The organism is Leifsonia sp. LS1, from assembly GCF_020521355.1.
GTDB lineage: Bacteria > Actinomycetota > Actinomycetes > Actinomycetales > Microbacteriaceae > Leifsonia.
On the sequence record NZ_BPER01000001.1, the window covers coordinates 226,935 to 251,547 of the forward strand.

Annotated in this window: 30 protein-coding genes; 24 read left to right on the top strand and 6 right to left on the bottom strand. The window is 71.7% G+C overall.

Annotation, left to right across the window (positions count from 1 at the left end):
• Positions 1–5 precede the first annotated feature (5 nt).
• The 13 genes from LLS1_RS01135 to LLS1_RS01195 all read left to right on the top strand — a co-directional run bounded on the left by LLS1_RS01135 (position 6) and on the right by LLS1_RS01195 (position 10,379).
• A complete protein-coding gene (locus tag LLS1_RS01135) occupies positions 6–398 on the top strand; it encodes a flagellar basal body rod protein FlgC (protein ID WP_223358622.1) in 393 nt (130 codons plus the stop codon).
• A complete protein-coding gene (fliE, locus tag LLS1_RS01140; RefSeq protein WP_226653224.1) occupies positions 398–703 on the top strand; it encodes a flagellar hook-basal body complex protein FliE in 306 nt (101 codons plus the stop codon). The genes LLS1_RS01135 and fliE overlap by 1 nt, the downstream gene beginning before the upstream one ends.
• Positions 703–2,289: a flagellar basal-body MS-ring/collar protein FliF gene (gene fliF, locus LLS1_RS01145; protein ID WP_226653225.1), complete on the top strand. Its 1,587-nt coding sequence runs from the start codon at positions 703–705 to the stop codon at positions 2,287–2,289. Before fliE ends, fliF begins: the two co-directional genes overlap by 1 nt.
• Positions 2,286–3,305, top strand: coding sequence for a flagellar motor switch protein FliG (fliG, locus tag LLS1_RS01150; protein WP_226653226.1), 1,020 nt, complete (start codon positions 2,286–2,288; stop codon positions 3,303–3,305). The genes fliF and fliG overlap by 4 nt, the downstream gene beginning before the upstream one ends.
• On the top strand, positions 3,295–3,918 hold the full coding sequence (locus tag LLS1_RS01155) for a FliH/SctL family protein (RefSeq protein ID WP_226653227.1): 624 nt from the start codon (positions 3,295–3,297) through the stop codon (positions 3,916–3,918). The genes fliG and LLS1_RS01155 overlap by 11 nt, the downstream gene beginning before the upstream one ends.
• The gene (locus tag LLS1_RS01160) at positions 3,915–5,228 is read left to right on the top strand and encodes a FliI/YscN family ATPase (protein ID WP_226653228.1); all 1,314 of its coding nucleotides are present in this window, start codon (positions 3,915–3,917) and stop codon (positions 5,226–5,228) included. The genes LLS1_RS01155 and LLS1_RS01160 overlap by 4 nt, the downstream gene beginning before the upstream one ends.
• A complete protein-coding gene (locus LLS1_RS01165; protein WP_226653229.1) occupies positions 5,228–5,674 on the top strand; it encodes a hypothetical protein in 447 nt (148 codons plus the stop codon). The genes LLS1_RS01160 and LLS1_RS01165 overlap by 1 nt, the downstream gene beginning before the upstream one ends.
• Positions 5,671–6,324, top strand: coding sequence for a C40 family peptidase (locus LLS1_RS01170; protein ID WP_226653230.1), 654 nt, complete (start codon positions 5,671–5,673; stop codon positions 6,322–6,324). The genes LLS1_RS01165 and LLS1_RS01170 overlap by 4 nt, the downstream gene beginning before the upstream one ends.
• Positions 6,321–7,895, top strand: coding sequence for a flagellar hook-length control protein FliK (locus tag LLS1_RS01175; protein ID WP_226653231.1), 1,575 nt, complete (start codon positions 6,321–6,323; stop codon positions 7,893–7,895). The genes LLS1_RS01170 and LLS1_RS01175 overlap by 4 nt, the downstream gene beginning before the upstream one ends.
• A gap of 39 nt (positions 7,896–7,934) precedes the next feature.
• Positions 7,935–8,372 carry a flagellar hook capping FlgD N-terminal domain-containing protein gene (locus tag LLS1_RS01180; RefSeq protein ID WP_223358613.1) on the top strand — a complete coding sequence of 146 codons (438 nt, stop codon included), beginning with the start codon at positions 7,935–7,937 and terminating at the stop codon, positions 8,370–8,372.
• 46 nt (positions 8,373–8,418) lie between these two features.
• Positions 8,419–9,588 (top strand): flagellar hook protein FlgE, encoded by a 1,170-nt coding sequence (locus LLS1_RS01185; RefSeq protein ID WP_226653232.1) that lies wholly within the window; start codon positions 8,419–8,421, stop codon positions 9,586–9,588.
• 129 nt (positions 9,589–9,717) lie between these two features.
• Positions 9,718–9,990, top strand: a complete 273-nt coding sequence (locus LLS1_RS01190) for a type II toxin-antitoxin system Phd/YefM family antitoxin (protein WP_226653233.1) — start codon at positions 9,718–9,720, stop codon at positions 9,988–9,990.
• Positions 9,987–10,379 carry a PIN domain-containing protein gene (locus LLS1_RS01195; RefSeq protein ID WP_226653234.1) on the top strand — a complete coding sequence of 131 codons (393 nt, stop codon included), beginning with the start codon at positions 9,987–9,989 and terminating at the stop codon, positions 10,377–10,379. The genes LLS1_RS01190 and LLS1_RS01195 overlap by 4 nt, the downstream gene beginning before the upstream one ends.
• 193 nt (positions 10,380–10,572) lie before the next feature.
• Here LLS1_RS01195 and LLS1_RS01200 read toward each other — a convergent pair whose 3' ends face one another.
• Positions 10,573–11,880, bottom strand: a complete 1,308-nt coding sequence (locus LLS1_RS01200) for a sodium:proton exchanger (protein ID WP_226653235.1) — start codon at positions 11,878–11,880, stop codon at positions 10,573–10,575.
• Positions 11,881–12,176: 296 nt separating this feature from the next.
• Positions 12,177–12,617 (bottom strand): DUF2000 family protein, encoded by a 441-nt coding sequence (locus tag LLS1_RS01205; protein WP_226653236.1) that lies wholly within the window; start codon positions 12,615–12,617, stop codon positions 12,177–12,179.
• A 49-nt stretch (positions 12,618–12,666) separates the two neighbouring features.
• Between LLS1_RS01205 and LLS1_RS01210 the strand changes: the two genes are divergently transcribed.
• Positions 12,667–13,410 (top strand): AraC family transcriptional regulator, encoded by a 744-nt coding sequence (locus LLS1_RS01210; protein ID WP_226653237.1) that lies wholly within the window; start codon positions 12,667–12,669, stop codon positions 13,408–13,410.
• A 9-nt stretch (positions 13,411–13,419) separates the two neighbouring features.
• A complete protein-coding gene (locus tag LLS1_RS01215; RefSeq protein ID WP_226653238.1) occupies positions 13,420–14,169 on the top strand; it encodes an ABC transporter permease in 750 nt (249 codons plus the stop codon).
• Positions 14,170–14,193: 24 nt separating this feature from the next.
• Here LLS1_RS01215 and LLS1_RS01220 read toward each other — a convergent pair whose 3' ends face one another.
• Genes LLS1_RS01220 through LLS1_RS01235 form a run of 4 tightly spaced genes read right to left on the bottom strand, consistent with a single transcriptional unit; the run spans position 14,194 to position 16,371 of the window.
• Positions 14,194–14,427, bottom strand: coding sequence for a Txe/YoeB family addiction module toxin (locus LLS1_RS01220; protein ID WP_226653239.1), 234 nt, complete (start codon positions 14,425–14,427; stop codon positions 14,194–14,196).
• Complete coding sequence (locus tag LLS1_RS01225) at positions 14,424–15,254, bottom strand: flagellar motor protein MotB (RefSeq protein WP_226653240.1); 831 nt, start codon at positions 15,252–15,254, stop codon at positions 14,424–14,426. Before LLS1_RS01225 ends, LLS1_RS01220 begins: the two co-directional genes overlap by 4 nt.
• Before the next feature lies 1 nt (position 15,255).
• Complete coding sequence (locus LLS1_RS01230; protein WP_226653241.1) at positions 15,256–16,074, bottom strand: motility protein A; 819 nt, start codon at positions 16,072–16,074, stop codon at positions 15,256–15,258.
• Positions 16,075–16,089: 15 nt separating this feature from the next.
• A complete protein-coding gene (locus LLS1_RS01235) occupies positions 16,090–16,371 on the bottom strand; it encodes a flagellar FlbD family protein (RefSeq protein ID WP_223358601.1) in 282 nt (93 codons plus the stop codon).
• Between the two features lie 135 nt (positions 16,372–16,506).
• Between LLS1_RS01235 and LLS1_RS01240 the strand changes: the two genes are divergently transcribed.
• The 9 genes from LLS1_RS01240 to LLS1_RS01280 all read left to right on the top strand — a co-directional run bounded on the left by LLS1_RS01240 (position 16,507) and on the right by LLS1_RS01280 (position 24,569).
• The gene (locus tag LLS1_RS01240; protein ID WP_226653242.1) at positions 16,507–17,385 is read left to right on the top strand and encodes a flagellar motor switch protein FliM; all 879 of its coding nucleotides are present in this window, start codon (positions 16,507–16,509) and stop codon (positions 17,383–17,385) included.
• Positions 17,386–17,389: 4 nt separating this feature from the next.
• Positions 17,390–18,109 (top strand): flagellar motor switch protein FliN, encoded by a 720-nt coding sequence (gene fliN, locus LLS1_RS01245; protein WP_226653243.1) that lies wholly within the window; start codon positions 17,390–17,392, stop codon positions 18,107–18,109.
• Positions 18,110–18,339: 230 nt separating this feature from the next.
• Positions 18,340–18,843, top strand: coding sequence for a flagellar biosynthetic protein FliO (locus tag LLS1_RS01250; protein ID WP_226653244.1), 504 nt, complete (start codon positions 18,340–18,342; stop codon positions 18,841–18,843).
• 62 nt (positions 18,844–18,905) lie between these two features.
• On the top strand, positions 18,906–19,727 hold the full coding sequence (gene fliP / locus LLS1_RS01255) for a flagellar type III secretion system pore protein FliP (RefSeq protein ID WP_226653590.1): 822 nt from the start codon (positions 18,906–18,908) through the stop codon (positions 19,725–19,727).
• Complete coding sequence (locus LLS1_RS01260) at positions 19,727–20,002, top strand: flagellar biosynthetic protein FliQ (protein ID WP_223358595.1); 276 nt, start codon at positions 19,727–19,729, stop codon at positions 20,000–20,002. Before fliP ends, LLS1_RS01260 begins: the two co-directional genes overlap by 1 nt.
• Positions 20,002–20,763, top strand: coding sequence for a flagellar biosynthetic protein FliR (locus LLS1_RS01265; RefSeq protein ID WP_226653245.1), 762 nt, complete (start codon positions 20,002–20,004; stop codon positions 20,761–20,763). The genes LLS1_RS01260 and LLS1_RS01265 overlap by 1 nt, the downstream gene beginning before the upstream one ends.
• Complete coding sequence (locus LLS1_RS01270) at positions 20,760–21,854, top strand: flagellar biosynthesis protein FlhB (protein WP_226653246.1); 1,095 nt, start codon at positions 20,760–20,762, stop codon at positions 21,852–21,854. The genes LLS1_RS01265 and LLS1_RS01270 overlap by 4 nt, the downstream gene beginning before the upstream one ends.
• Positions 21,851–23,908, top strand: a complete 2,058-nt coding sequence (locus tag LLS1_RS01275) for a flagellar biosynthesis protein FlhA (RefSeq protein ID WP_226653247.1) — start codon at positions 21,851–21,853, stop codon at positions 23,906–23,908. Before LLS1_RS01270 ends, LLS1_RS01275 begins: the two co-directional genes overlap by 4 nt.
• Positions 23,886–24,569 (top strand): hypothetical protein, encoded by a 684-nt coding sequence (locus LLS1_RS01280; RefSeq protein WP_226653248.1) that lies wholly within the window; start codon positions 23,886–23,888, stop codon positions 24,567–24,569. Before LLS1_RS01275 ends, LLS1_RS01280 begins: the two co-directional genes overlap by 23 nt.
• Positions 24,570–24,613: the final 44 nt, after the last annotated feature.

Below are 24,613 nucleotides of genomic sequence, written 5' to 3' on the forward strand. Positions count from 1 at the left end.
CGGCGATGACATTCGACGCGATCGGGATCGCGGGCACGGGTCTCACCCTGCACCGCAAGTGGCTGGACGCCGTCTCGGACAATCTGGCCAACATCAACACCGCCAAGCCGACGGACGGCGCCGCTTTCCAGGCCCGCTACATCGTGGCGCAGGAGGGGCAGGGGGTCTCGGGGGCGTACGTGGCCGGAGCGGCCTACGGCAGCGCGGAGGGGCGCATGGTCTACGAGCCCGACAATCCAGTGGCGGACGCCGAGGGGTACGTCCGCTACCCCGACATCGACCTCTCGGAGCAGATGGGGGCGCTCATCATGGCTCAGCGCGGCTACCAGGCGAACGCCGCCGTGGTGGACCGCGCCAAAGAGACCTACCAGGCCGCCCTGCAGATCGGAAAGAACTGATGCCCATCTCTGCGATCTCCGCCGTCGGCTCGGTCGGCGGCACCACCTCCGCCGCGGCGGCCGCCGGTACGACCGCGAGCGGGGGAGCGGCCTTCGGCGACGCGCTCACGGGAGCGATCGACAACCTCCAATCGCTCCAGGGGACCAGCGACAAGCTCGCCATCCAGGCCGTCACGGGCAACCTGGACGACATCCATGACGCCACCATCGCCTCCTCCCGCGCCCAGGTGACCCTGGAGCTCGTCGCCGGCGTGCGCAACAAGGCCGTCGACGCGTTCAACGAGATCATGCGGATGCAGGCCTGATGCCCCAGCAGGTGACGAGCTTCTTCCGGAGACTCGGCGACACGGTCCGCGGGTTCTCGATCGCCCAGCGGGTGATCGCGATCATCGGCGTTGCCGTGCTGGCCCTGGGCGTCACCGGCATCGCGCTGTGGGCGTCGCAGCCGACGTACACGCCGCTGTTCTCGGGACTGCAGTCGTCCGACGCCTCGGCGATCGTCGACCAGCTGCGCACCGACGGCGTGCAGTACCAGCTGACCGACGGCGGCTCGACCATCCTCGTGCCGCAGCAGAGCGTCTACGACGAACGGCTCAAGGCGGCCTCGGCGGGGCTGCCGTCGTCGACCACCGGCGGGTACTCGCTGCTCGACAAGATGGGCGTCACCTCGTCGGAGTTCCAGCAGTCCGTGACGTACAAGCGCGCGATGGAGGGCGAGCTCGCCAACACCATCGGCGCGATGAAAGGCGTCAAGACGGCGTCGGTGCGGCTCGCGATCCCGGAGGACACCGTCTTCGCGGCAGAGAAGAAGGACCCGACCGCCTCCGTCTTCGTCGAGACCCAGAACGGCGTCACCCTCAGCCAGGACCAGGTGCAGGCGATCGTCCACCTGACCAGCGCCGCCGTCACCGGCATGCAGCCGACCGACGTCGCGGTCGTGGATGCGAACGGCACGGTGCTGAGCGCCGTGGGCACCGGCGCCGTCGGGGGAGCGGACAAGCAGGCCGGCGACTACGAGACGCGGGTGAAGAACGCCGTGCAGGACATGCTCGACAAGGTCGTCGGCCCGGGCAACGCCACCGTCGCGGTCGCCGCCGACGTGAGCAAGGAGTCCGCGCAGCGCACCGAGGAGTCGTACACCGCGCCGACCGATGCGCCGTCGCTCAGCGAGACCAGCCAGAAGGAGACGTACACGGGCTCCGGCGGAAGCGCCGCGGGTGTGCTCGGGCCCGACAACATCGCCGTGCCCAACGGGACCAACGGCAACGGCACCTTCAACTCCGAGTCGTCGACCAAGGACAACGCGGTCGACAAGGTGACCGAGCAGCGCACCATCCCGGCCGGCGCGATCAACCGGCAGACCGTCTCCGTCGCGCTCAACTCCGACGCCGTCGGCAGCGTCAGTCCCAACGAGATCCGCAACCTGGTGAATGCCGCGGCCGGCATCGACACCAAGCGGGGCGACTCCGTGAGCGTCGAGATGGTGCCGTTCAGCAAGGCGGGCGCCACCGAGGCGGCCAAGGCCCTGCAGGAGGCGAAGGACGCGGCCGCCGCCGACCAGCTGACCGGCATCATCCGCACCTCCATCATCGCCGCGGCCGTGCTGGCCGCTCTGATCATCGTGTTCGCCCTCGTGCGCCGCGGCCGTCGCAAGGCCGCGGAGCAGAGCGAGCTCGAGGAGGAGTCCGTGGCGTTCGAGGCCTCGCCGTTCCCCCTCCCGCTCGAGCAGGCCGCTCCGACCGTGCCGATGCAGCTCGACGCTCCGGACCCGGACGGCCCCGAACTGGAGGCGGAGCGTCGACGCTCCGAGATCGAGGCGCTCGCCGAGCGCGATCCGCAGAAGACCGCCGAGTACCTGCGCAGCCTGATGGATGATCGGGCGGCCGTATGACCGACGCGAAGACACCGCTGACCGGCCCGCAGAAGGTCGCCGTCGTGCTGATGAACATGGATCAGCAGCGCGCAGCCCAGGTGATGAAGCAGTTCTCCGACGAGGAGGCCGACGAGATCACCGCGGAGATCCTGCGACTGCGCCGCGTGGACCCGGGGGTCGCCGAGAAGGCGATGACCGAGTTCCACGACCTCGCGACGCGCGGCGCCGTCTCCACGCGTGGCGGCCGCGAGATCGCGGTCGGGCTGCTGGAGGCCTCCTTCGGCGCCGAGCGAGCCACGGGAGTGATGAACCGTGTGGCGTCGAACATGGCGGGCAAGCAGTTCGAGTTCCTCGACACCGTGGAGCCCGGCCAGGTGCAGATGCTGCTGGCGGGGGAGCTGCCGCAGACCAGCGCCCTCGTGCTCGCGCACCTGCGCGCGGACCACGCCTCTCGCGTGCTGAGCGGCCTCGACGACGAGGCCCGCACCGAGGTCGCGCACGCGATCGCGACGATGGGCTCGCCGAGCCCGGATGCGGTGCGGGTCGTCGCGGACACGCTCAAGCAGCGGGCGAGCGCGGTCGTCGCCGCCCGCACCGCCAGCGACGCGGTCGGGGGAGTGCAGCCCCTCGTCGACATCATCAACCGCTCCGACGCGAGCACCGAGAAGGCGCTGCTGGAGGCGCTGGAGCGCCGCGATCCCGAGCTGGCCGAAGAGGTGCGCTCGCGCATGCTCACTTTCGACGACATCGTGCGCCTGGAGGCCCGTGACGTGCAGCAGGTGCTGCGCGGTGTGGACGTCGCCGTGCTCGCTGTGGCGATGAAGGGCGCGGTACCGGCGGTCGAGGAGATCATCACGGCCAACCTCTCGGAGCGCAACCGCGAGGTGCTCGCCGACGAGGTGCGGATGCTCGGACCGGTCCGCCTCTCCCAGGTCGAGGAGGCACGTGCCGCGGTCGTGCGTGCCATCCGCGATCTGGAGGCGACCGGCGCGATCACCGTGCAGCGCGGCGACGAGGACGCGTATGTCGACTGAGACCGCCTTCGAGCCGCTCGCGATCCCCGTGCTCACGGAGACCGAGCAGGAGCATGCCGCGCTGACGTCGGCGCGCTCCCGCGGCTACGCGACCGGCTACGCGGACGGGCGCAGGGCGGCCGCCGAGGAGCAGCGCGCGTGGCAGGAGGCGGCGGAGCGGTCGCGCGCCGAGCAGGAGGAGCGTGCCGCGCGGCGGATCGCGGTGCTCGCTCAGGCGCTGCGTGCCGCGGCCGTCGAGCTGGGCGAGGCCACCGTGCCGGTGCTCGCCGAGGTCGAGGATGTGCTGGTCGAGGCCGCTTTCGAGTTGGCCTCCGCGGTGGTGGGGGAGGCGCTGGCCGACCGGGTGTCGGCCGCGCGTGCCGCCGTGAGCCGCGCGCTGGCGGCCGAGACCGTCGGAGCGGTGGCCGTCGTGCGACTGAACCCGGAGGACTTGGCTCTCCTGACGGAGGCGGACGCGGGAGCGGGGGGCGCGGCGGCCGGGCCCGCTGCGGCGCCGCGGCTCGTGGCGGATCCCGCGCTCGCGCCCGGCGACGCGATCGGCGAACTGCCCGCGGGCTGGCTCGACGCGCGCGTGTCGACCGCGCTAGCCCGCGCGAGGCAGGCGCTCTCGTGACCGCGACGCTGCCGCGCTGGGCCCGGGCCGTGCGCGAGGCCGCGCCGGAACGCGTCGGCCGGGTGAAGACGGTCATCGGACTGGGCGCCGAGGTCGAGGGTGTCGCCGCCGCGATCGGCGACCTGGTGACCATCGGGGAGGATCCCGGCGTGCACGCCGAGGTGGTCGCGACGACCGCGGACTCGGTGCGCGTGATGCCTTACGGCCGCGTGACGGGCATCGCCGCAGGGGCGCCGGCGCGCGCGGTACGCACGCCGCTGCTCGTCCCGACGGGCCGCGGGATGCTCGGCCGCGTGATCGACGCGCTCGGCCGTCCCATCGACGGCAAAGGCCCCGTCGAGCCCGACGGCTTCGTGCCGCTCGACAACCGTGCGCCCGACGCGATGCGTCGTGCGCGCATCCTGCACCCGCTGGGCCTCGGCGTGCGTGTGCTCGACACCATGGTGAGCGCCGGCCGCGGTCAGCGTCTCGGGCTGTTCGCGGGGTCCGGTGTCGGCAAGTCGTCCCTGCTGTCGATGATCGCGCGCGGCACGGAGGCCGATATCTCGGTCATCGCGCTGGTGGGGGAGCGCGGCCGCGAGGTGCGCGAGTTCCTCGAGGACGACCTCGGCGCGGACGGGCTCGCCCGCTCGATCGTGGTGGTCGCCACGTCCGACGAGCCGGCGGTGATGCGCCTGCGCGCCGCATTCGCCGCCACCCGTATCGCGGAGTCGTTCCGCGACCAGGGCGCCGACGTGGTGCTCATGATGGACTCGCTCACCCGCGTGGCGATGGCGCAGCGCGAGATCGGCCTCTCGGCGGGCGAGCCTCCGGCCACGCGCGGCTACCCGCCCTCGACGTTCTCGCTGCTGGCCCAGCTGCTCGAGCGCGCGGGGACCGGCGAGACCGGCTCGATCACCGGGCTCTACACCGTGCTCGTCGACGGCGACGACCACAACGAGCCGATCGCCGACTCCGCCCGCAGCATCCTCGACGGTCACGTCGTGCTCGACCGCCGGCTCTCGGTCGTCGGCCACTTTCCGTCGGTCGACGTGCTCGGCTCCATCTCGCGGCTGGCCTCGCGTGTCACCACGCCCGAGCAGCGCGCCGCCGCGACCGCGCTCCGTGCCGTGCTCGCCGCCAAAGTGGCCGCGCAGGATCTGCTCGATGTCGGCGCCTACAAGCCGGGCACGAACCCACGGGTCGATGCCGCGGTCGCGAACGAGGACGCCATCAACGCGTTCCTCCGGCAGAGCATCGGCGAGCCGGCGCCGTCGGCGGAGTCCTGGGCACGCCTCGGCGCGCTCGTCGCGACGATGGGAGGGGTGTGATGGCACGCACGTTCCAGCTGGCCGGACTGCTGCGCCTGCGGCAGATCGAGAAGGACCACGCCGCGAGCGACCTCGCGGCGGCCAACGCGCTGCGACGCGATGCGGGGGAGCGGCAGGTGCGTGCGATCGCCGCCCTGCACGCCGTCCCCGTCGAGGCGACCGACGCGAGCACGCTGTTCGCGCTCGCCGCCGCCCGTGCGTCCAGCCGCAGCATGCTCGCCGACCTGACCGCGCTCGCCGCCCAGGCGGAGGCCGACGCCGCGGCGGCGCAGGAGGCGTTCACCGAGGCGAAGAAGCGGGCCGTCGGCCTGGAGAAGCTGGAGGCGCGCCACGCGGCGGAGGTCGTCGCCAGCGATCTCGGTGCGGAGCAGGCGGCCATCGACGAGATCGCGACCGGCGCCTGGCAGCGCGACCGGTCCGCCGACGGACGGGGGAGCGGGTCATGACGGTGACGGACGCGATCGGACGGATCGCGCAGATCCAGGCGACGCTCGTGCAGCTCGACAGCGTCACGACGGGGACGGCGACGCCCGCCGCCTCCACCCGCTCGTCGAGCGGCGCGACCGACTTCGCCTCCGCCCTCACGCAGGCCCTCGGCGGCACGGGCGCCACGACCGACGCCACCACCTCGAGCGGGGGAGTGACCGGTGCAGACGTCGTCGCCGACGCGAAGAAGTACCTCGGCGTCCCGTATGTCTTCGGCGGCACCTCCGCCTCCGGCCTCGACTGCTCCGGCCTGGTGCAGCGCGTCTTCAAAGACCTCGGCATCGACGTCCCGCGCCTGGTCTCCGGTCAGTCGACGGTGGGTACCGAGGTGCCCTCGCTCGCGCAGGCCCAGCCCGGCGACATCATCGTCTGCAACGGCGGCGAGCACATCGTGATCTACGCGGGCGACGGCAAGGTCATCCACGCGCCGAGCGAGGGCCGCAACGTCAGCCTGGTCGACAACTGGCTCAGCGACTCCGACATCGTCACGATCCGCCGGGTGGTGCCGCAGGCGAGCACGGCCGCGTCATCCGCGTCGTCGCTCTCCACGGCTCAGACGGACGCGCTGCGCTCGCTCTTCACCTCCATGCTGCAGGGAGGCTCGCTGTGAGCCCCGCGGCGGTGGGGTCGGCGCCGATGGCGGCGGGGAGTGCTCCGGGGGCCCCGGGTGCCACGTCCGCCCGCTCGGGCACGGCCGGCGGCGACGCGTTCGCCGCGCTCCTCAGCGGTGCGTCTGCGCGGGACGCCGGTCGAGGTGCGCGCGACGCCGCGGGGTCGCGGGATGCCGCCGGCACGCGGGAGGCGCGTCCGTCGCACGAGGCCCGTGCCGCCCAGCATCGCCCCGCCGGGCGCGCATCGTCCCGCGCGGGAGGGCCGGCCGAGGGAGCGGCGTCCGCGACCGCACACTCCGGCGACGTCGGCGCCACGACGGAGGCCGCCGCCGAGCCGGCCGCGGCCTCATCGGGCGCGGCGTCCTCGGCCTCGGCGACGTCGGACGGCCTCGCGGCCCCGTCGCCGATCGCCGCGGGCGTGGCGCTGATCCCGGCTGCGCCGGCGCCGGTCGCGGAGCCGGTCGCGTCGCCTGCCGTTGCCGCGGACGCGGCGAGCGGCGCGACGACCGCCGCCGAGATCGGGGGCAGCGCTGCGGGGGCCACCGGCGAGGCCGCCCCGAGCACCGCCCCGGCCGGGGCACAGGTGCTCGCCGCGTCGGGCGCGGTGTCGTCGACTCGTGATCTCGCCGCGGCGACGTCCCCGGCCGCCGGCGCGCTGTCGTCCGCGGCTCCGGGAGCGCGGGCGGCACACGGACCGACTGCGGACGCGGCCGGGCGCTCCGGCGAGCTGTCCAGTGCCCAGCTGCCGAGCGACCAGCTGTCCACCCCCCAGCTGTCCGGCGCACCGAGCGCCGCTGCTGCAGCGTCCCCGAGCACGCCTGCGCCCGCCATCGCGACACCGGCGACGAACGCGGGCACCGGCCCCGGCGCCGGACCGGCCGGGACCCCGGCGGACGCCGCCCTCGTCGCGGGAGCCCGCACCGGCGAGGGGGTCCAGCGTGCCGTGTCCGCCGAGCCGGCTGCGCGCCCGGGGACCGAGACCGCGCGCGGTGCCGACCCGCAACCCGCACCGGCGGCCGCCTCGCCGGCCCCCGCCACCACGACACCGACGGTCGCCCCTCCCGTGGCCGCACCGCAGCCTCCCGCCGCCACTCCGGCCGCTCCGGCGCCGACCCCCGCCCCGCACACCCCGGCACAGACACTCGACGCGCAACTCGCGCGGCCCGTGTTCACCCTCGCCGCGGCGGGCACGGGCGAACACGTCATGACCGTGCACGTCACCCCCGACACGCTCGGGCCGGTCACCGTCCGCGCCCACGTCGGCGCGGAGGGCGTGCGGGTGGAGCTCTTCGCGCCGACCGACGCGGGACGCGACGCAGTGCGGGCCATCCTGCCCGACCTGCGCCGCGACCTGACCGGCGCGGGACTCAGCGGGTCGCTCGACCTCTCGTCCCAGAACCAGCCGCCGCCGCAGCAGGACTCCTCGCCGCGCGACGGCCTGCGCGGCGGTCCGGCCACGCAGACGGAACCGCCCGGCCGCACCCGCGCCGCAGCCGACCAGCTCTCGGCGGCGATCGCGACCGGCGCTCCGCCCGACGGCCTCGCCCACTCGATCGACCTGATCGTCTGAACCCCGAACCGAACCATCCGCCACCAGAAGGGAGCCACCGTGGTCGACGCCGTCACCGGAACCGACACCGCAACCACGAGCGGGATCTACACCACCGCGCCCACGCGCACGCCCAAGCAGACACTCGACGGCGAGGCGTTCATGCAACTGCTGGTGACCCAGCTGCGCAACCAGGACCCGAGCTCGCCGATGGACACCAACCAGATGATCTCGCAGACCACCCAGCTGGCCGTGATGGAGAAGCTCACCAACATGGACACCACGAGCCAGGAGGGCTTCGCCCTGCAGATGCGCTCCGCCGCGGCCCAGCTCATCGGGCACACGGTCAGCTACCTCGACAAGAACGGCGACACCCGGACCGGCGTCGCCGGCTCCGTCTCGTACGCGGGGTCGGTGCCGATCGTCACCGTCGGCGACGCGAAGATCAACCTCGACGCGATTCTGGGTGTGGTCGCCCCGACGTCCGCCGCCTCCTGAACACCTCCGACTCTCCGCCCCGCAGCATCCACAGAAAGGCAGCGTCATGCTCCGCTCTCTCTACTCCGGAATCTCCGGCCTCCGGTCGCACCAGACCATGCTCGACGTTACGGGAAACAACATCGCCAACGTCAACACCACCGCCTTCAAGTCGTCCGCCGTGCAGTTCCAGGACACGCTCTCGCAGCTCGTCCAGGGTGCGGGCGGCCCGCAGGCGCAGACCGGCGGCACCAACCCGGCGCAGATCGGACTGGGTGTGCTCGTCGCCGGCATCTCCACCAACTTCACCCAGGGTGCCGCCCAGGCGACCGGCCGCTCGACCGACATGATGATCAACGGCGACGGCTTCTTCGTCACCAACGTCGGCGGCGAGACCGTCTACACGCGCGCCGGCTCCTTCGACCCGGACGCCCTCGGCCGCCTGGTCGGCCCCGGCGGCGCGATCCTGCAGGGCTACAACGCGGTCAACGGTGTCATCCAGCAGGGCGGTGCGCTCAGCGACATCACCATTCCGCTGAAGGCCGTCACCCCGGCCTCCGCGACCACCGCCGCGAACGTCAACGGCAACCTCCCCTCGGACGCCGTGACCGGCGACCAGCTCGTGCGCGACATCTCCGTCTACGACGCGAACGGGACGGAGCGCAAGCTCACCCTCACCTTCACCAAGTCCGCCACGGGGTGGGACGTCTCCGGCACCGACGGCACCGCCACGACGACCGGCGCGATGACATTCAACAACGGCGTCCTGGCGACGGGAGGCGCGCTCACCGTAGGCGGCGTCAACGTCAACCTCAGCACGGTGACCGGCTACTCCGGACTCTCGACCGTGGCCTTCAAGGACCAGAACGGCCGCGCCGCCGGCACCCTCGAGTCGTTCACGCTCTCGAAGGACGGCACGATCATCGGCCTCTTCTCCAACGGTGACAAGCAGGCCGTCGCCCGCATCGCCCTCGCGACCTTCGTCAACCCGGGCGGCCTCGAGAAGGCCGGCGGCTCCACCTACCGCGCCACCATCAACTCCGGGGCCGCCCAGATCGGCGGCCCCGGAGAGGACGGCCTCGGCAACATCCAGGGCGGCTCCCTCGAGATGTCGAACGTCGACCTGTCCCAGGAGTTCACCAACCTGATCGTCGCGCAGCGCGGCTTCCAGGCGAACGCCCGCATCATCACCACCTCCGACGAGGTGCTGCAGGAGCTCACGAACCTGAAGCGCTGACCTCTCCGTCGCTGAGGTTCACGACGTTGCGGTCATTCCGACCGGAATCACCGCAACGTCGTGAACTTCGAGCTTCGCTCAGTGAGCGGTCTGCGTAGATATATGTCTACGGTCGCGTAGGATGGAGGCATGACAGCCACGATGGAACGCACGGAGCGAAACATCACGGTCGGGCAGCTCCGCCAGAACCCGACGCGGATGCTGGCCGACGTACAGAACGGAGAGTCGTACGTCGTCACGAGCCACGGTCATCCGATCGCCGACGTGGTGCCGCACACCGACGGAGCGTGGGTGCCGGTGGAACGAGCGCTCGCCGCGCTCTCGAGCTCCGATGCGATTGGCTGGGCCGAGGAGCTCTCCGAGCAGCGCGCCTCCCAAGACCTCCGGGACCCGTGGGGATGAGGGCGGTCGTCGACACCAACGTGCTGATCACCGGCCTGCGCGCAGTACCGCCAGAGATCACGGAGATCGCCGTCTCATCCATCAGCTATGCCGAACTCGAACAGGGGCTCGTGAACCCCGACGTCGCGCCGACGGTGTTGGTCGAACGTCGGCTGCACCTGCTCGAGATCCGGCGTACGTTCGGCCGAGGCCTGCCCTTCGACGACACCGCTGCCGAGTACTTCGGCCGGGTCGTCGAGGCCGTCCACGCCGCGGGGCGCTCGCCGCGCGGTCGGATAGCCGATTTGATGATCGCCGCGACGGCGCGCGCACACGACGCGGTCGTCATCACGCACAACACGGCCGACTTCGCAGGACTCGAACGGATCGTCCGCGTCCTCCCCGCTTGATGACAGCACCGCGGACGACCTCGAAAAGTAGTTTTGAGACGATCCGGCGGGTGCGGACACTTCTTGAGTAGGAGCGGCCCGACGGGCCAGCCCACAGTGTCCCGGACGGCATTCGGCTAAATTCCACCCGGGATGCCGCGTGGGGCCGCGCATCCCGACCGGGGGGTTGTCGGATGCGCGGCCCACGCCTTCCTCAGCCCGCGGCGACCTCCTGCCGGGGGCCGCCGTGCGCGTCGGCGCCGATGTCGTCGTCGTGCGGGAGCGCCCGCCGGAACGGGGCCCGCAGCGTCGGCCACAGACGACGCCACTGGAAAGCGAAGAGCGCCACGGCCAGAACGGCATAGACGCCCGACACGATCCAGCGGGCCTCGGTGCCCGTGAAGACGAACGTCGCGGCGAACAGCACGAACAGCGCGGTCGCCCAGCGGCCCGAGAACCGCAGGCTGAGCAGCATCGCCACACCGAGCAGGGTCTGCGTGGCGGTCAGGACGAACTCCTCCACCTGGCGGCCGTCCATCGGCAGGGCCCAGCCTCCGCCGCCCAGGGCGTGGGCGATCGGCAGCGTCCCCACCAGGGCGGTCCACTGGTTGACCTTGCTCGCGAGCAGGATTCCCACGCCCATCGCCGCCTTGCCGCGCATCGCGAAGATGATCGCGATGACGAACTCCGGCGCCTCCGAGGCGAGCGGCGCGAGCCACTGCACGAGCAGGAAGTCGTCGATGCCCGCGGCGCGACCGCCCTGGATGAGGCTGTGCGCGAACGGCTCGGCGAGCAGCAGGATGACCGCGGCCGACAGCGCGAAGATCGCGATCACCGTGGTGCGCCGGGCGATCGTCGACAGTCCGCCGATCGCGGCCGGGACGCCGACCAGCTCGGGCTCCTCGCTCTCGCCGGTCGAGACCTTCCACAGGTAGTAGACGAACAGGGCGAGGAGCACGACGCCCAGCAGGACGTGGATCTGGCCGGTGAGCGGGATGGTCAGGGTGAGGACCGAGGCGATCATCAGCAGGCCGAGCTCCACCCGGTTGTCGCCGGGGAGGCGCACGGCGAAGGGCCGGCGGGAGACATCCGGGTCGACCGGGCGCTTGCGTGCGCGCGCCGCCCGGTAGACCAGGAAGGCCACGAGCAGGATGAACGGCCAGCCGAAGCCGAGCAGCAACCGGTTCGATCCGGTCATGTTGGCAGCGGCGTACTGCGCTTGGCTCGGGTCGCTGCCCGCGGTGAACGCGAAGTAGAGGTCGATCGCGTACTCGGGCAGGATCGCGATGATCGCGAGCAGGCCGACGGCGAGCCCGCCGGAGATGTCGACCTCGGCCGCCTCGCCCGCCCACGCCAGGGCGAACGCGGCGGCGACGATCGCCAAGCCGAACATGACGATTCCGACGACGGGCGCGGGCTCGATCCCGCTGAGGCGCAGGGCGACGCCTTGCGCCGCGACCAGTCCGACGATCCCGAGCGGGATCACCAGGCGTCGGGCGAGTCCGGTCGTTCGCGTGCTCATGTGGGGCCTTCCGATCGTGACGACCGGGCAGGTACGACGGAGGGGCCCGGCCATCGTGTGCTGATGACCGAAGGTCTCGCTCGCCCAAGAGCTGGGAGGCACGCCGGGCCGCGTCTTCGCGAGCCAGTATGTCGACGTGCCGCGCACCCGGAACCGGATGCTGAGCTACTCCCCTTCGCCCGTCAAATCTGGCAGAAGAGCGCACCCCGATCCCAGCCGGAGAGGCGGATTCCCAGCGTTTCGCGCCCCCTAACTCGCGCGGTAGGCGAGGGGACGGAGAATGTCAGGAGGAGTCTTCATCCGTGCAGGCGAGCGCCCTTCACGATGCGGTCGACGGTGTTGCGTGGCCCGCGGACGGCGATCCCCACCAGGTCGAGGGCGTCGGAGGCGACCGCGGCGACGGCCTCCCGGTTCGCCTCGTCGTGCCCGGTGGCGAAGAGGTCGCGCGTGTAGACGGCGGGCGTGACGTCGCGGGAGGCGGCGCGGACCCGGGCGGCCGCGAGCACCTCGGCGTCGCCGGTCATCACGACGACCGGCTGACGCAGCATCGGGAGGTACTCCGCGCCGTCGCCGTCGCGGTAGGGCTCACCGACGAGGTCGGGGGCGCTGGTCGCGATCCCGCTGATCAGGAAGGCGGTGACGTTGAGCTCCTGCCAGGCGGCGAGATCGTCGGACAGCAGCACGACGATCTTGGTGTCGAACCGGACGGCGGGGGTGGCGGCAGCGGCGGAGGACATGCGTCCAGCCTCCGCCCGCCCCCACACCGTCGTCTTGTACATTCCTTGCATGGTCGAGTCCGTGCGCGCCTGGCATCCGGCGGTGCCGCACGTGCGGGAGGTGCTCCACGCCGATTTCGACCATGCCTACCCCGCCCACACCCACGATGCCTGGACCGTCCTCCTCATCGACGCGGGGGTGGTCGACTTCTCGCTCGGCGGCTCCGAGCACCGCGCCGCGCCCGAGTCGATCGCCCTCCTGCCGCCTGGGATCCCGCACGACGGGCACTCCGCGATCCGCGACAACGGATACCGCAAGCGCGTGCTCTACCTGGAGCCGGACTGGCTCCCGCCGCACGCGCCGTCCGCCGCGGTCGGCCGCCCCACGGTCGTCGCGCGCACCGGGGTCGCCGCCGAGCACTGGATGCTCGCCTTGCGTCACGGCTTGCTCGGCCACCTCGGCGCCGCGCCGGCCGCCACCCCGGATGCCCCGCTCGCCCGCCGGCTGCGCACCCTCCTCGACGATCGGCTGACCGAGACGTTCACGCTCGCGGAGGCGGGGGAGGCCCTCGGCGCGCATCCCAGCCACCTCGTCCGGGCGTTCTCGCACGCCTACGGCATCGCGCCCCACCGCTACGTGACCGGGCGTCGCGTCGACCTCGCGCGTCGACTCCTGCTCGAGGGGCGGACGCCCGCGGACTCGGCCGCGCTCGCCGGATTCCACGACCAGGCGCACCTGACGCGGCACTTCCGCCGCACGCTCGGGGTCACCCCGGGCGCGTTCGCGCGGGCGGGCGGTCCGGCGGCCGCATAGGCTCGGCTCGTGCCAATCGTCCGCGAGCTCGCCCCCACCCTCCTGGGCCTCGCCGTGCTCGCGCTCATCGCGACGGCCGTGCTCGCCCTCTACCGCGTGCCGCACCGCTGGGCGCCGGTGCTCGCGATCGTGCGGGGCGCAGCACAGCTCGCCGTGATCAGCGTGATCCTCTCCGGGGTGATCACCAGCCCGCTCTGGGTGTCCCTCGCCCTGCTGGTGATGTTCGGCGTCGCCGCAGCGACCGCGACGCACCGCGTCGGGTGGAGCGCCGAGCACGCCGGAATGATGGCGGCGGCGATGGCGATCGGCGTCGGCACGACCCTGGTCGTCGTCTTCGCCACCGGCGCCATCGAGCTCAGCGCCCGCTACGCGCTCGCGATCGGCGGCATCGTGATCGGGAACGCCATGAGCATCGCCACCCTCGCCGGCCGCCGCTTCACCGAGACCGTCGACGACCGCTGGGACGAGGTGGAGGGCTGGCTCGCCCTCGGCGCGACCCCGCGCCAGTCGACGCTCGAGCAGGCCCGCGCGGCGGTCTACTCCGCCCTCATCCCCTCCGTGGACCAGACCAAGACCACCGGACTCGTCACCCTTCCCGGCGCCTTCGTCGGCGCGATCTTCGGCGGGGTCTCGCCGCTCGAGGCCGGCCGCTTCCAGGTCGTCGTGCTCGCCGCGATCATGTGCACCGGTGCCCTCACCGCGGTGATCGTCGCCGCCTGGCTCGCCCCGGTACGGGTGCGCCCGGCGCGGCTGCGATAGGGGCCGGGAGGGGAGCACCCGCTCTCACGGGACGTAGTGGTACCGACACTGGGCGATCGGCACCGCATCCTCCGTCACCGTGTAGACGAGCCGATGCTCATCCGTGATGCGCCGCGACCAGAACCCCTGGAACCCGTGCTTGAGCGCTTCAGGCTTGCCGATCCCGGTAGTGCCGGTGCGCCGGATGTCCACCAGGAGCTGGGTGATGCGCTTCAGTACGCGACGGTCCTGCGCCTGCCAGTAGAGGCCCGCGGTCACCCGCCCGACGACGTCGTCCCCGCTGGAGCGGCGCCCGGCTGCAGAGCCTGGGGGAGCAGCTCCCGGATGCGCTCGGGTTGCGACGACAGCACCACGACATCCACGCGGCGGTTCACAGCGAGATCCTGGTCGGAGGTGCTGGTCGCGGTGGCGAGCGGGCGCGCCGAGCCGTAGCTGACGGCCGCGATGCGCTCGGCAGGAAAACCGTTGGACTCCACGAGGTGGCGCAGCACGCTCGTCGCGCGTCCCGCGGAGAGCTCCCAGTTCGTCGGGTACGGAGCCCCCGGCTGGCGCATGTCGGCGTGACCCTCCACCGAGACCTGGTACGCCTCCGGGGCGATGACCGGGCCGATGTCGTCCAGAACGCGGATCGCGGTGGGGCTCAACTCGGCGTGGTTGGAGTCGAAGAACGTGGAGCTGCCGACCAGGCCGATGGTGAGGCCGCGCTCGTCGATCTTCATCTGCACGGCATCCTGCAGCCCGTCGCGGGTCAGCGCCGCCTGGATCGCGTCGCGGATGCGCTCCAGGTTCTGCGCCTCCTGCCTGGCGAGCTGGAGGTCGGTGGTGTCGCCCTTCTGGTCGACCTGCGCGGGCGGGACGACGACACCGCTCGCCGTGTCGATCTTCTCGGTCTTCACCTGACCGAAGCCGGTCGCCAGCGAGTTCTTCAGCGCTTCGAACTTCTTCTGGTCGACGGTCGACATCGCGAAGAGCACGATGAACATGCACATCAGCACGGTGACCATGTCCATGTAGGAGGCCATCCAGCGCTCTTCGTTCTCGTGCTCCTCCGGCTCCTCCTGCTTGCGCCGGCGACGGGCGGACACGTCAGGCCGCTTCTTCGGCGGGGGCCTTGGCCGACGTCTTCGCGGGCTTCGCCGCCTTCTCGGCCTTGGCATCCGCACCGCCCGGCACCATCGCGCGCAGGCGCTCGCCGAGGAGGCGCGGCTGGCTGCCGGCCTGCACTGCGAGAACACCCTCCATCAGCAGGTTCATGCGCTCCACGTCGAGCTCGGAGAGCCTCCGCAGCCGGGCGCCGATCGGGAGCCACAGGAAGTTGGCGGACAGCAGGCCCCAGAGGGTGGCGACGAACGCGCTGGCGATCATTGGGCCGAGGTGGCCGGGGTCGTCGAGGTTCTCGAGCACGTGCGTCAGCGAGACGACCGTGCCGATGATGCCGATGGTCGGCGCGTAGCCGCCCATCGACGAGAAGAACTTGGCGGCGACGCGGCTCTGCGTGGAGCGCGTCGCGATCTCGTCCTCGAGCAGGATGCGCAACTCGTCGCCGTCGGTGCCGTCGGCGATGTTCTGCAGGGCGCCCTTCAGGAAGGGGTCGCTGACGTTCTCGGCCTCCTGCTCCATCGCGAGCAGGCCGTTCGAGCGCGCGGTCTCGGCGAGGCGCACGACCTCGTCGATGACCTGCTGCGGCGGGTCGATCTTGCCGCGGAACGCGCTCGGCAACGCCTTCACCGCGCTGAGGAAGTCCTTGATCGTGCCGCTGGCGATGCCGACGGCGATGGTCGCCCCGAACACCAGCACCATCGGGGCGGGCAGCAGGAGGGCCGTGAGGTGCCCGCCCTCCAGCGTCACCATGGCGACGACGGAGCCGAACGCCAGGACGATGCCGATGATGGTTGCCGGATCCATGGGGGTTCTTCCTCGCTACTTCTTGCGTGCGTGCAGCGGGACGGCCCGCAGGCCCTCCTGCTGCTCCGCGGGGGAGGGCACCGGTCGGGGGCCGGCTGCGGGCAGGTCGTGAGCCAGCGCGATCACGCGGGCCCGGTAGGCGGCGATCTTCTCGATGACCTCCGCCATCGACTCGGTGACGATGAACTTGGCACCGTCCACCATCACGAGAGTCGTATCGGGGCTGGCGTGGATGCGCTCGATCAGATCCGGGTTGACCGCGAACTGGGTGTCGTTCAATCGGGTGACGACGATCATGGGCGCGAATCCTGGTCTCGGCTCCGGGTGAGCCGTCACAGGGGCACTATCGGCGCACCAGCCGTGCACGTTAGAGGACCCACAGGATGCGCACGGTGCCTAACGCCCGCCCCGCGCCTGCCGATAGACCCTCTCGTGACCACCCTGCCCGCCTCCCTCGCGCCCGAGGCGCCGGTGTACGACTTCCGGCGGCCGACCACGCTGGCGCGGGAGCACTCGCGCGTGCTCGAGCTGGCGTTCGAGACGTTCGCGCGGCAGTGGGCGACGCAGCTGACCGCGAAGGTGCGCGTGCTCAGCCAGGTGACGTGCATCTCGGTGCAGATGCAGTCGTACGACGAGTACGCCGCGGCGTTGCCCGCGACGACCGCGATGGTGCTGTGCGAACTCGACGGAGTGGCACCGAAGGGCGTGATCCAGTTCCCGACCGTCGCCGCGCTGTCGTGGGTGAACGCGATGCTCGGCGGGACGGGCGTGCCGATCGCGAACGAGCGGACGTTCACGCAGGTCGAGCACGCGCTCGTGCGCCGGCTGATGGACGACGCGCTCGAAGACCTCCGCTACTCCCTCGGATCCCTGCTGGTCACCCCGATCGCCGTGGACGCCATCCAGTACAACTCGCAGTTCGCGCAGGCCGCGGCCACCGCCGAGCTGATGATCGTGGCGGCGTTCGAGCTGCAGGTGGGCGAGAGCCTCGCCGAGGCGACCGTCGCGCTGCCCGCCGTCGTGCTCCTCCCGCAGCTGGGCGAGACCAACCCGACGCACAGCGCCGAGAACGCCCGGGAGCTGGTGGATGCGCAGCTCGCGCGCGTCCCCGTCGACGTCTCCCTGCGTCTCGCCCCCGCCAGCGTCAAGCCGAGCGTCGTGCTCGGGCTCGCGGTCGGCGACCTGCTGCCCCTCCCGCATCCGCACCACCGACCGTTCGATCTCGCCGTCGGGGGCCACCCCGTCGCCGGAGCAGCGCTGGGCTCCAGCGGCTCCCGTCTGGCGTGCGTGATCGTGAAGACAGAGGACTGAACCGATGAACATCGCCACCGCAACCGGCGCCGCGCTCTCCCTCGCACAGGCGCAGACCGCCGCGCAGGCGCTCGCGGGCGTGCTCCCGACCGGCGCGCCGCTCAGCCCACTGCTCGAGACCGATGGCGCCTTCGCCGGCCAGACCGGTTCGGCCGTCGTCGCCAGTTTCGTGGGCGCGTTCTCGGCCGACCTCGCGGTCGTGCTGCTGGAGGCCCCGGCCCTCGTCGACGAGGGGGCCGACGGCTCGCCTGTCGTGGCGCTGCAGGACGTGCTCCAGCCGGCTCTGGAGGCGGCGAGCGACACGCTCGGCGCCGGCGTGCTCGACGACGCCCGCGTCGAGGAGGCCGGGGAGCTCTTCGCCGACGCCGCGACCACCGTCTTCGCCCTGCACGGGGCATCCGGAGTCGCGGGATGGTTCGCGATCCGGGGACGTGCCGCGCTCGCCGAGCGCCCGCTCGGGTCGGCGGCCATCGCCGGCAAGCTCGCCCGCATCAGCAACGTGGAGATGGCGCTGACCGTGGAGATCGGCCGCACCCGCATGGCCGTGCGCGACGTGCTCGCGATGGAGCCGGGGGCCGTCATCGAGCTGGACCGCTCGGCCGGGTCGCCTGCCGACGTGCTCCTGAACGGCCGCCTGATCGCCCACGGCGAGATCGTCGTCGTCGACCAGGACTACGCCGTCCGCATCACCAAGATCCTCGACGCCGCCGAAGAGCTCGACTAGCGAACATCCCGCGCACCCCTCCTCCCGCGCCGCCGAGACGGCTCGAAATCGCACCAAAAGCGCCGAGACGGCTGACAATTCGCCGCCTCGATGCCGGCGCGGGGCAGCGGCGGTGCGAGGGCGGGGAGATCGGCGGGGGGAGGTGCCTAACGGGTGGAGGAGGGCGGCCGATAGTGCGCTGCGTGACCCTCCGCTGCCCCTCCTCGTCGATCGACGCACGGGGGTAGGCCGTGGAGACCGTCTTCATCGCCCTGCGCGTGCTCGTCGTGCTCGCCGTCATCGTGCTGGTGCTCTGGTACGTGCAGCGACGCGTCACCACGGGCCGCGGCGCCTCCCGGCGCACCAATGCGGTGAACGTCGTCGGCCGTCAGGGTGTCGGGCCGAAGGCGTCGGTCGTGGTGGTGGATGTGGACGGCCACCGGTTCGTGCTCGGGGTCACCGAGCGGCAGGTCAGCGTGCTCCACGCGGGGGACCGTCCGCAGGATGCGGACGTCACCCCGCTGAAGCCCGTGCGCAAGACGTTCGCCAAGGAGCTCCCGGTGCGGCAGGATGCCGCCGAGAGCACCACGAGCTCCACCAGTTCCACCAGCTCCACCAGCACGGACACCAGGCAGGATGCCGACTTCCTCACGGCGCAGGGACGCGCCTCGCTCTTCGACGAGGCACTCAAAGGCTCGATCCTGTCCCCGGCCACGTGGCGGCAGGCGAGTTCGGCGGTGCGGCCCAAGAAGTGACGGCCGCCGCCGACGCGCGCGCCCTGCGTCCGCGTCCCGTGCCCGGTGAGGAGGTCCGCACCGTGCCGCGCGTCCCGCACCTCACGCGCATCCTCGTCGCCGCGCTCCTCGTCGGGCTGATCGCTGCCGCGTTCGTCCTGCTGACCGCCGCGACCGCCCACGCCGAGCCGACGCCCGTCCCGACCCCGAGCGGCCCGGCCGGCCCCGGCGGCACCGGAGGCATCACCGTCGACATCAACGGCCCGAACGGCACACCGAGCGCGGCCGTCCTGACACTGCTCGGCATCACCATCCTGTCCGTCGCGCCCGCGCTGCTGCTGATGATGTCGTCGTTCACGAAGATCTTCGTGGTGCTCGCGATCACCCGCAACGCGCTGGCGCTCCCCTCCATCCCGCCGAATCAGGTGCTCGCCGGGCTGTCGCTGTTCCTGAGCCTGTTCATCATGAGCCCGGTGCTGATCGACATCAACAACCTGGCGGTGCAGCCCTACCTCGCCGGCCACGTCGACTTCACGGCGGCGGTGCACGCGGCCGAGGGCCCCCTGCGCGGTTTCATGGCGGCGCACACGCGGGAGGAGGACATCGCGCTCATGACGCGCGCGGCGGGGCGCCCGAACCCCGAGAACGCGTCGTCCGTGCCGATGCTCACCCTCATCCCGGCGTTCATGATCTCGGAGCTGCGGGCCGCGTTCATCATCGGCTTCGTGATCTTCGTGCCGTTCCTCGTGATCGACATGGTGGTCTCGGCGGCGCTGATGTCGATGGGCATGATGATGCTCCCGCCGGTGATGATCTCGTTGCCGTTCAAGATTCTGCTGTTCGTGCTCGTCGACGGCTGGGGGCTCATCGTCACGAGCCTGATCACGAGCTACCGGGGCGGCTGATGAACGCCAACGCCGTGCTCGACATCGCCATGCAGGCTCTCCTGGTCACGGCGAAACTGGCCGCGCCCATCGTGGTGACGGCGCTCGTCGTCGGGTTCGCCATCTCGCTGATCCAGTCGATCACGCAGATCCAGGAGGTGACGCTCTCGTTCGTGCCGAAGGCGGCGGCGGTCGCCATCGCCCTGATCGTGTGCGGCCAGTGGATGATCGCCGAGCTGATCAGCTTCACCCACGTGCTGTTCGAGAAGATCCCGTCCCTGCTCGGCGGTGGCTGATGTTCATCCCGATCGACCTGGCGATGATCGAGGCGGTGGCGCTCGCCTCGCTGCGGATGGTCGCGTTCCTGATCATCGCGCCGCCGTTCTCGTACAACGGCTTCCCGGCGCAGGTGAAGGGGATGCTGGCGATCGGTCTCGCGATCGCCGTGGCCCCGCGCGTGGGCGCCGGGTACCAGTCGGGTGAGATCGGTGCCTTCCTCCTCGACATGGTGCGGGAGCTCGCTGTCGGAGCGACGCTCGGGTTCCTGGTGTTCCTGGTGTTCGCTGCGATCCAGTCCGCCGGCGCCTTCATCGACCTCTTCGGCGGGTTCCAGCTCGCGCAGGCATTCGACCCCCAGTCGATGATCAACGGCGCGCAGTTCACGCGGCTCTTCCAGTTGACGGCGTTGGCGCTGCTGTTCGCCTCCGGCGGCTACCAACTGATCATCGGCGGACTGGTGCGCACGTTCGACGCCATCCCGCTGGCCGGCGGCGTCGACCTGGCGGATCCGGCGAAGGAGATGGTGACCGGCCTCACGCAGATGTTCATCGCGGCGCTGCAGATCGCAGGGCCGCTGATCGTCGTGCTGTTCCTCGCCGACGTCGGGCTCGGCCTCCTGACCCGCGTGGCACCCGCCCTCAATGCGTTCGCGCTCGGGTTCCCGCTCAAGATCATGCTGACGGTGGTGCTCGCGGGCATCGTCGTGGTGGCCCTGCCGGGCGTCGTCTCGAGCCTCACCGACACCGCGGTCAAGACCATGCTGGGGGTGGGCCGGTGAGCGACGCCCAGGAACGCACCGAGCAGGCCACCGAGAAGCGGATGAAGGAGGCCCGCGAGAAGGGCCGCCTCGGCAAGTCGACCGACCTCACCGCGTGGGTCGGCGTCGGCGCGGCCGCGGTGATGCTGCCATTCACCATCCAGCTCGGCACCACCGCGGCGATCGACCAGATGTACAGCGTGCGCGCGGTGATCGAGGCGCCCGACCCGGCCAAGGCGGTCGCCGCCCTCGGCGCCGGGCTCGGCAGCATCCTGCCGACCATCGGCGCGCTGCTCGTCGTGGGCGCCGTGGCGATCGTCGGTGCGGCGGCGGCGCAGGGCGGCATCCACCTCAAGAAGCTCGAGGGCAAGTACGAGCAGTTCGACATCGTCAAGGGCGTGGGCCGGGTGTTCGGGATGCGCGCCCTGTGGGAGGGGGCCAAGACGCTCCTCAAATCGGCGGTCGTGGCCATCGGCCTCTACCTCGTGGTGCAGGGGCTCATGCCCGTGCTGCTCCTGGCCGGGAGTCTGCCGCTCTCGTCGCTGCTGGAGGCTGCGCAGGCCGGGGCCGGCGGTCTGCTGCAGGCGGCGATCGGCGCCGGACTCGTGCTCGCGGCGCTCGACGTGCTCGTCGTGATGCGACGCAACCGCAAGCAGACGCGCATGACCAAGCGCGAGGTGCGCGACGAGAACAAGAACTCGGACGGCGACCCGCTGATCCGGTCGCAGCGCCGTGCCCGCCAGCTCGCGATGAGCCGCAATCGCATGATCTCCGCGATCGGCGGATCCGACGTCGTGCTCGTGAACCCGACGCACATCGCGATCGCGATCAGATACGAGCCGGGCAAGTCCGCTCCGCGGGTCGTCGCCAAGGGCGCCGGCGTCATCGCCCAGCGCATCCGCGAGAAGGCGGAGGAGGAGCGCGTGCCGATCGTCAAGGACATCCCGCTCGCCCGGGCCCTGCACGCGGGCTGCGCGCTCGGCGACGAGATCCCGGTCGAGCTCTACAACTCGGTGGCGCGCGTGCTCGCCTTCGTCATGTCGCTGAAGGCGCGCGGAGCGGCCACCGGAATCCACACGATGACCCCTGCACCGATAGGAGGGCTCACATGAAGTCACGCAACGGACTGGGCGCCAAGGTCGCCGTGCCGATCGGCGTCGTCGGCATCATCATGCTGCTGGTGGTCCCCGTGCCCGCTTGGCTGCTGGACACCCTGATCATCGTGAACATCATGCTCGCGCTGGTCATCCTGCTGACCACGATGTTCGCCAAGAAGCCGCTCGACTTCTCCGTGTTCCCGTCGCTGCTGCTCGTCGCGACCCTGTTCCGGCTCGGCCTCAACGTCGCGTCGACCCGCCTGGTGCTGGGGGACGGCTTCGCCGGGCAGGTCATCCAGGCGTTCGGGCACGTGGCCGTCGGCGGCTCCATCATCATCGGCGCGGTGGTGTTCCTCATCCTGGTCGTCATCCAGTTCATCGTGGTGACGAAGGGGGCGGAGCGCGTCGCCGAGGTGGGCGCCCGCTTCACCCTCGACGCGATGCCGGGCAAGCAGATGGCGATCGACGCCGATCTCAACGCGGGCCTCATCACCGAGGAGCAGGCGCGTCAGCGCCGCGCGGAGGTCTCCGCCGAGGCCGACTTCTACGGAGCGATGGACGGCGCCAGCAAGTTCGTCAAGGGCGACGCGATCGCGGGCATCCTGATCATCATCATCAACGTGGTCGGCGGCATCGCGATCGGCATGATCCAGCGCGGGATGGAGATCGGCGACGCCGTGAACACCTACACGCTGCTGACCATCGGCGACGGACTCGTGACGCAGATCCCCGCGCTGCTCATGGCCGTCTCGACCGGCATGATCGTCACCCGCTCCAACGCGGAGAGCGACATCGGAACGACCGCGAGCGGCCAGCTCAGCCAGTCGCGCAACGCCTTGACCATCGCGGGATGCGCGGCGATCGTGATGGCGCTCATCCCGGGCATGCCGCCCATCCCGTTCGTGCTCGTCGGAGCGTTCCTCATCCTGGCGGCGCAGCGGCTCAAGACCCGCCAGGCGGAGCAGAAGAAGGCCGAAGCGGCCAAGAAGGCCGTTGCAACGGCCGGAACCGGCGAGACGACCGAGGACCTCATGGACCAGATGCGCGTTCACGCGCTCGAGATCACCCTCGCGCCGGACCTCGTCGACATCGTGAGCGGCGCCTCCGACGACCTCCTTGCCCGGGTGCGGGCGTTGCGCCGCAAGATCGCGCTGGAACTGGGCGTGATCGTGCCGCCCGTGCGCACGCGCGACTCGGCGGAGTTGCCGTCGTCGACCTACGTCATCAAGATCGCGGGGGTGGAGGCCGGGCGGGGCCAGGCGCCCTCCGGCCGGGTGCTCGCGCTCGGCGAGGCCCTCGACGCGCTCCCGGGCACGCCGACCATCGAGCCGGTGTTCGGCCTCCCCGCCAAGTGGATCCCGAGCGAGATGCGGCACAGCGCCGAGCTCGGCGGCGCCACGGTCATCGATCGTGTCAGCGTGCTGATCACCCACCTGTCGTCCATCATCACCGCCAACGCAGGCCGACTGCTCACCCGGGAGGACGTGCGCCAGCTCACCGAGGGTGTCAAGCAGGTCAACCCTTCCGCCGTGGAGGAGCTGGTGCCCGGTCTGCTGTCGCTCGCCGAGGTGCAGCGCGTGCTGCAGGGGCTGCTCGCCGAGCAGGTGCCGATCAACGACCTCCCGCGCATCCTGGAGGCGCTCGCGCTCCGGGCCAAGGTCTCGAACGATCCCGAGGGGCTCGTCGAGGCGGCGCGCTCGGCGCTCGGCCCCGCGGTGGTGGCCCCCCATCTGGACGGCGACCTGCTGCGGGTCATCATGATCGACCCGGTCGTCGAGCAGTCGATGCTGGAGGGGTTGCGGCCGTCGGAGGCGGGCACGCAGATCGTGCTCGACCCGGCCCGCCTCGAGGCCGTGATGGGCTCCATCAAGCAGACCGCCGGCCAGCTCGACGACCTCGGCGTCTCCGCGGTGCTCGTCTGCGCTCCCGCGCTGCGCCCGGCCATCCGCCGGCTCGTCGCCGGTCAGGTGAGCGGGCTCGCCGTGCTGTCGTACCAGGAGGTCACGGCCGTGCAGGCGAACATCGAGACCGTCGGGGTGGTGAGAGGTGCCGAGTCGATCGCGGCCTGAATGGCTGGGACCCGAGACGGACGACATCACGCCCGCCGTCTCGACGTCGTCGCACGCCTTCCAGGCGATCCTCGACGACCTCGTCCGCACCGTGGACCTGCCGATGCCGTCGATGGATCCGGTGGCGCCTGCGGCAGCACCGTCCGCCTCCATCGGCCTCGACGACGTGACGCCCGCCGGGCTCCCGTCGCCGGCGGAGGCCGACGACGCCGCCCTCGTGGGGCCGCCGCCCGCCCGGTTGCAGGGCAAGGGCGACCTCACGCTGGTGATCGGCTTCGGCCCCGACGCCCGGGAGGCCGCGCGCATCCTCGCCGACGGCGTCTCCGGCGACGTGCGTCCGGTCGCCGACCGCCGGGATGCGCTCGCCGCCCGCGCCGACGGCGTGCGCCGGGGCTGCGCGGTCGTGGCCCCAGTCGAGCTGGACGCCGTCGACGCCGTGCCCGCCCTCGCGGCGCGCCTCGCCGCCCTCGCTCCCGACCAGGTCTGGGTCGCCGTCGATGTCTCCCGCCGCCCCGAGGACACGCTTCGCTGGGTCGCCCAGGTCGACGCCGTGCTCGCTGTCGACGCCATCGCCGCCACCGGCGCCCGCCGCACCGCGGGTTCGCACGGCCTCGCCTCCCTCGCCCGCCCCCTCCTCTGGCTAGAAACCCGCGAAGGGTGAGTCGTTGCGGGTATTTGGGGGGAGTACCCGCAACCACTCACCCC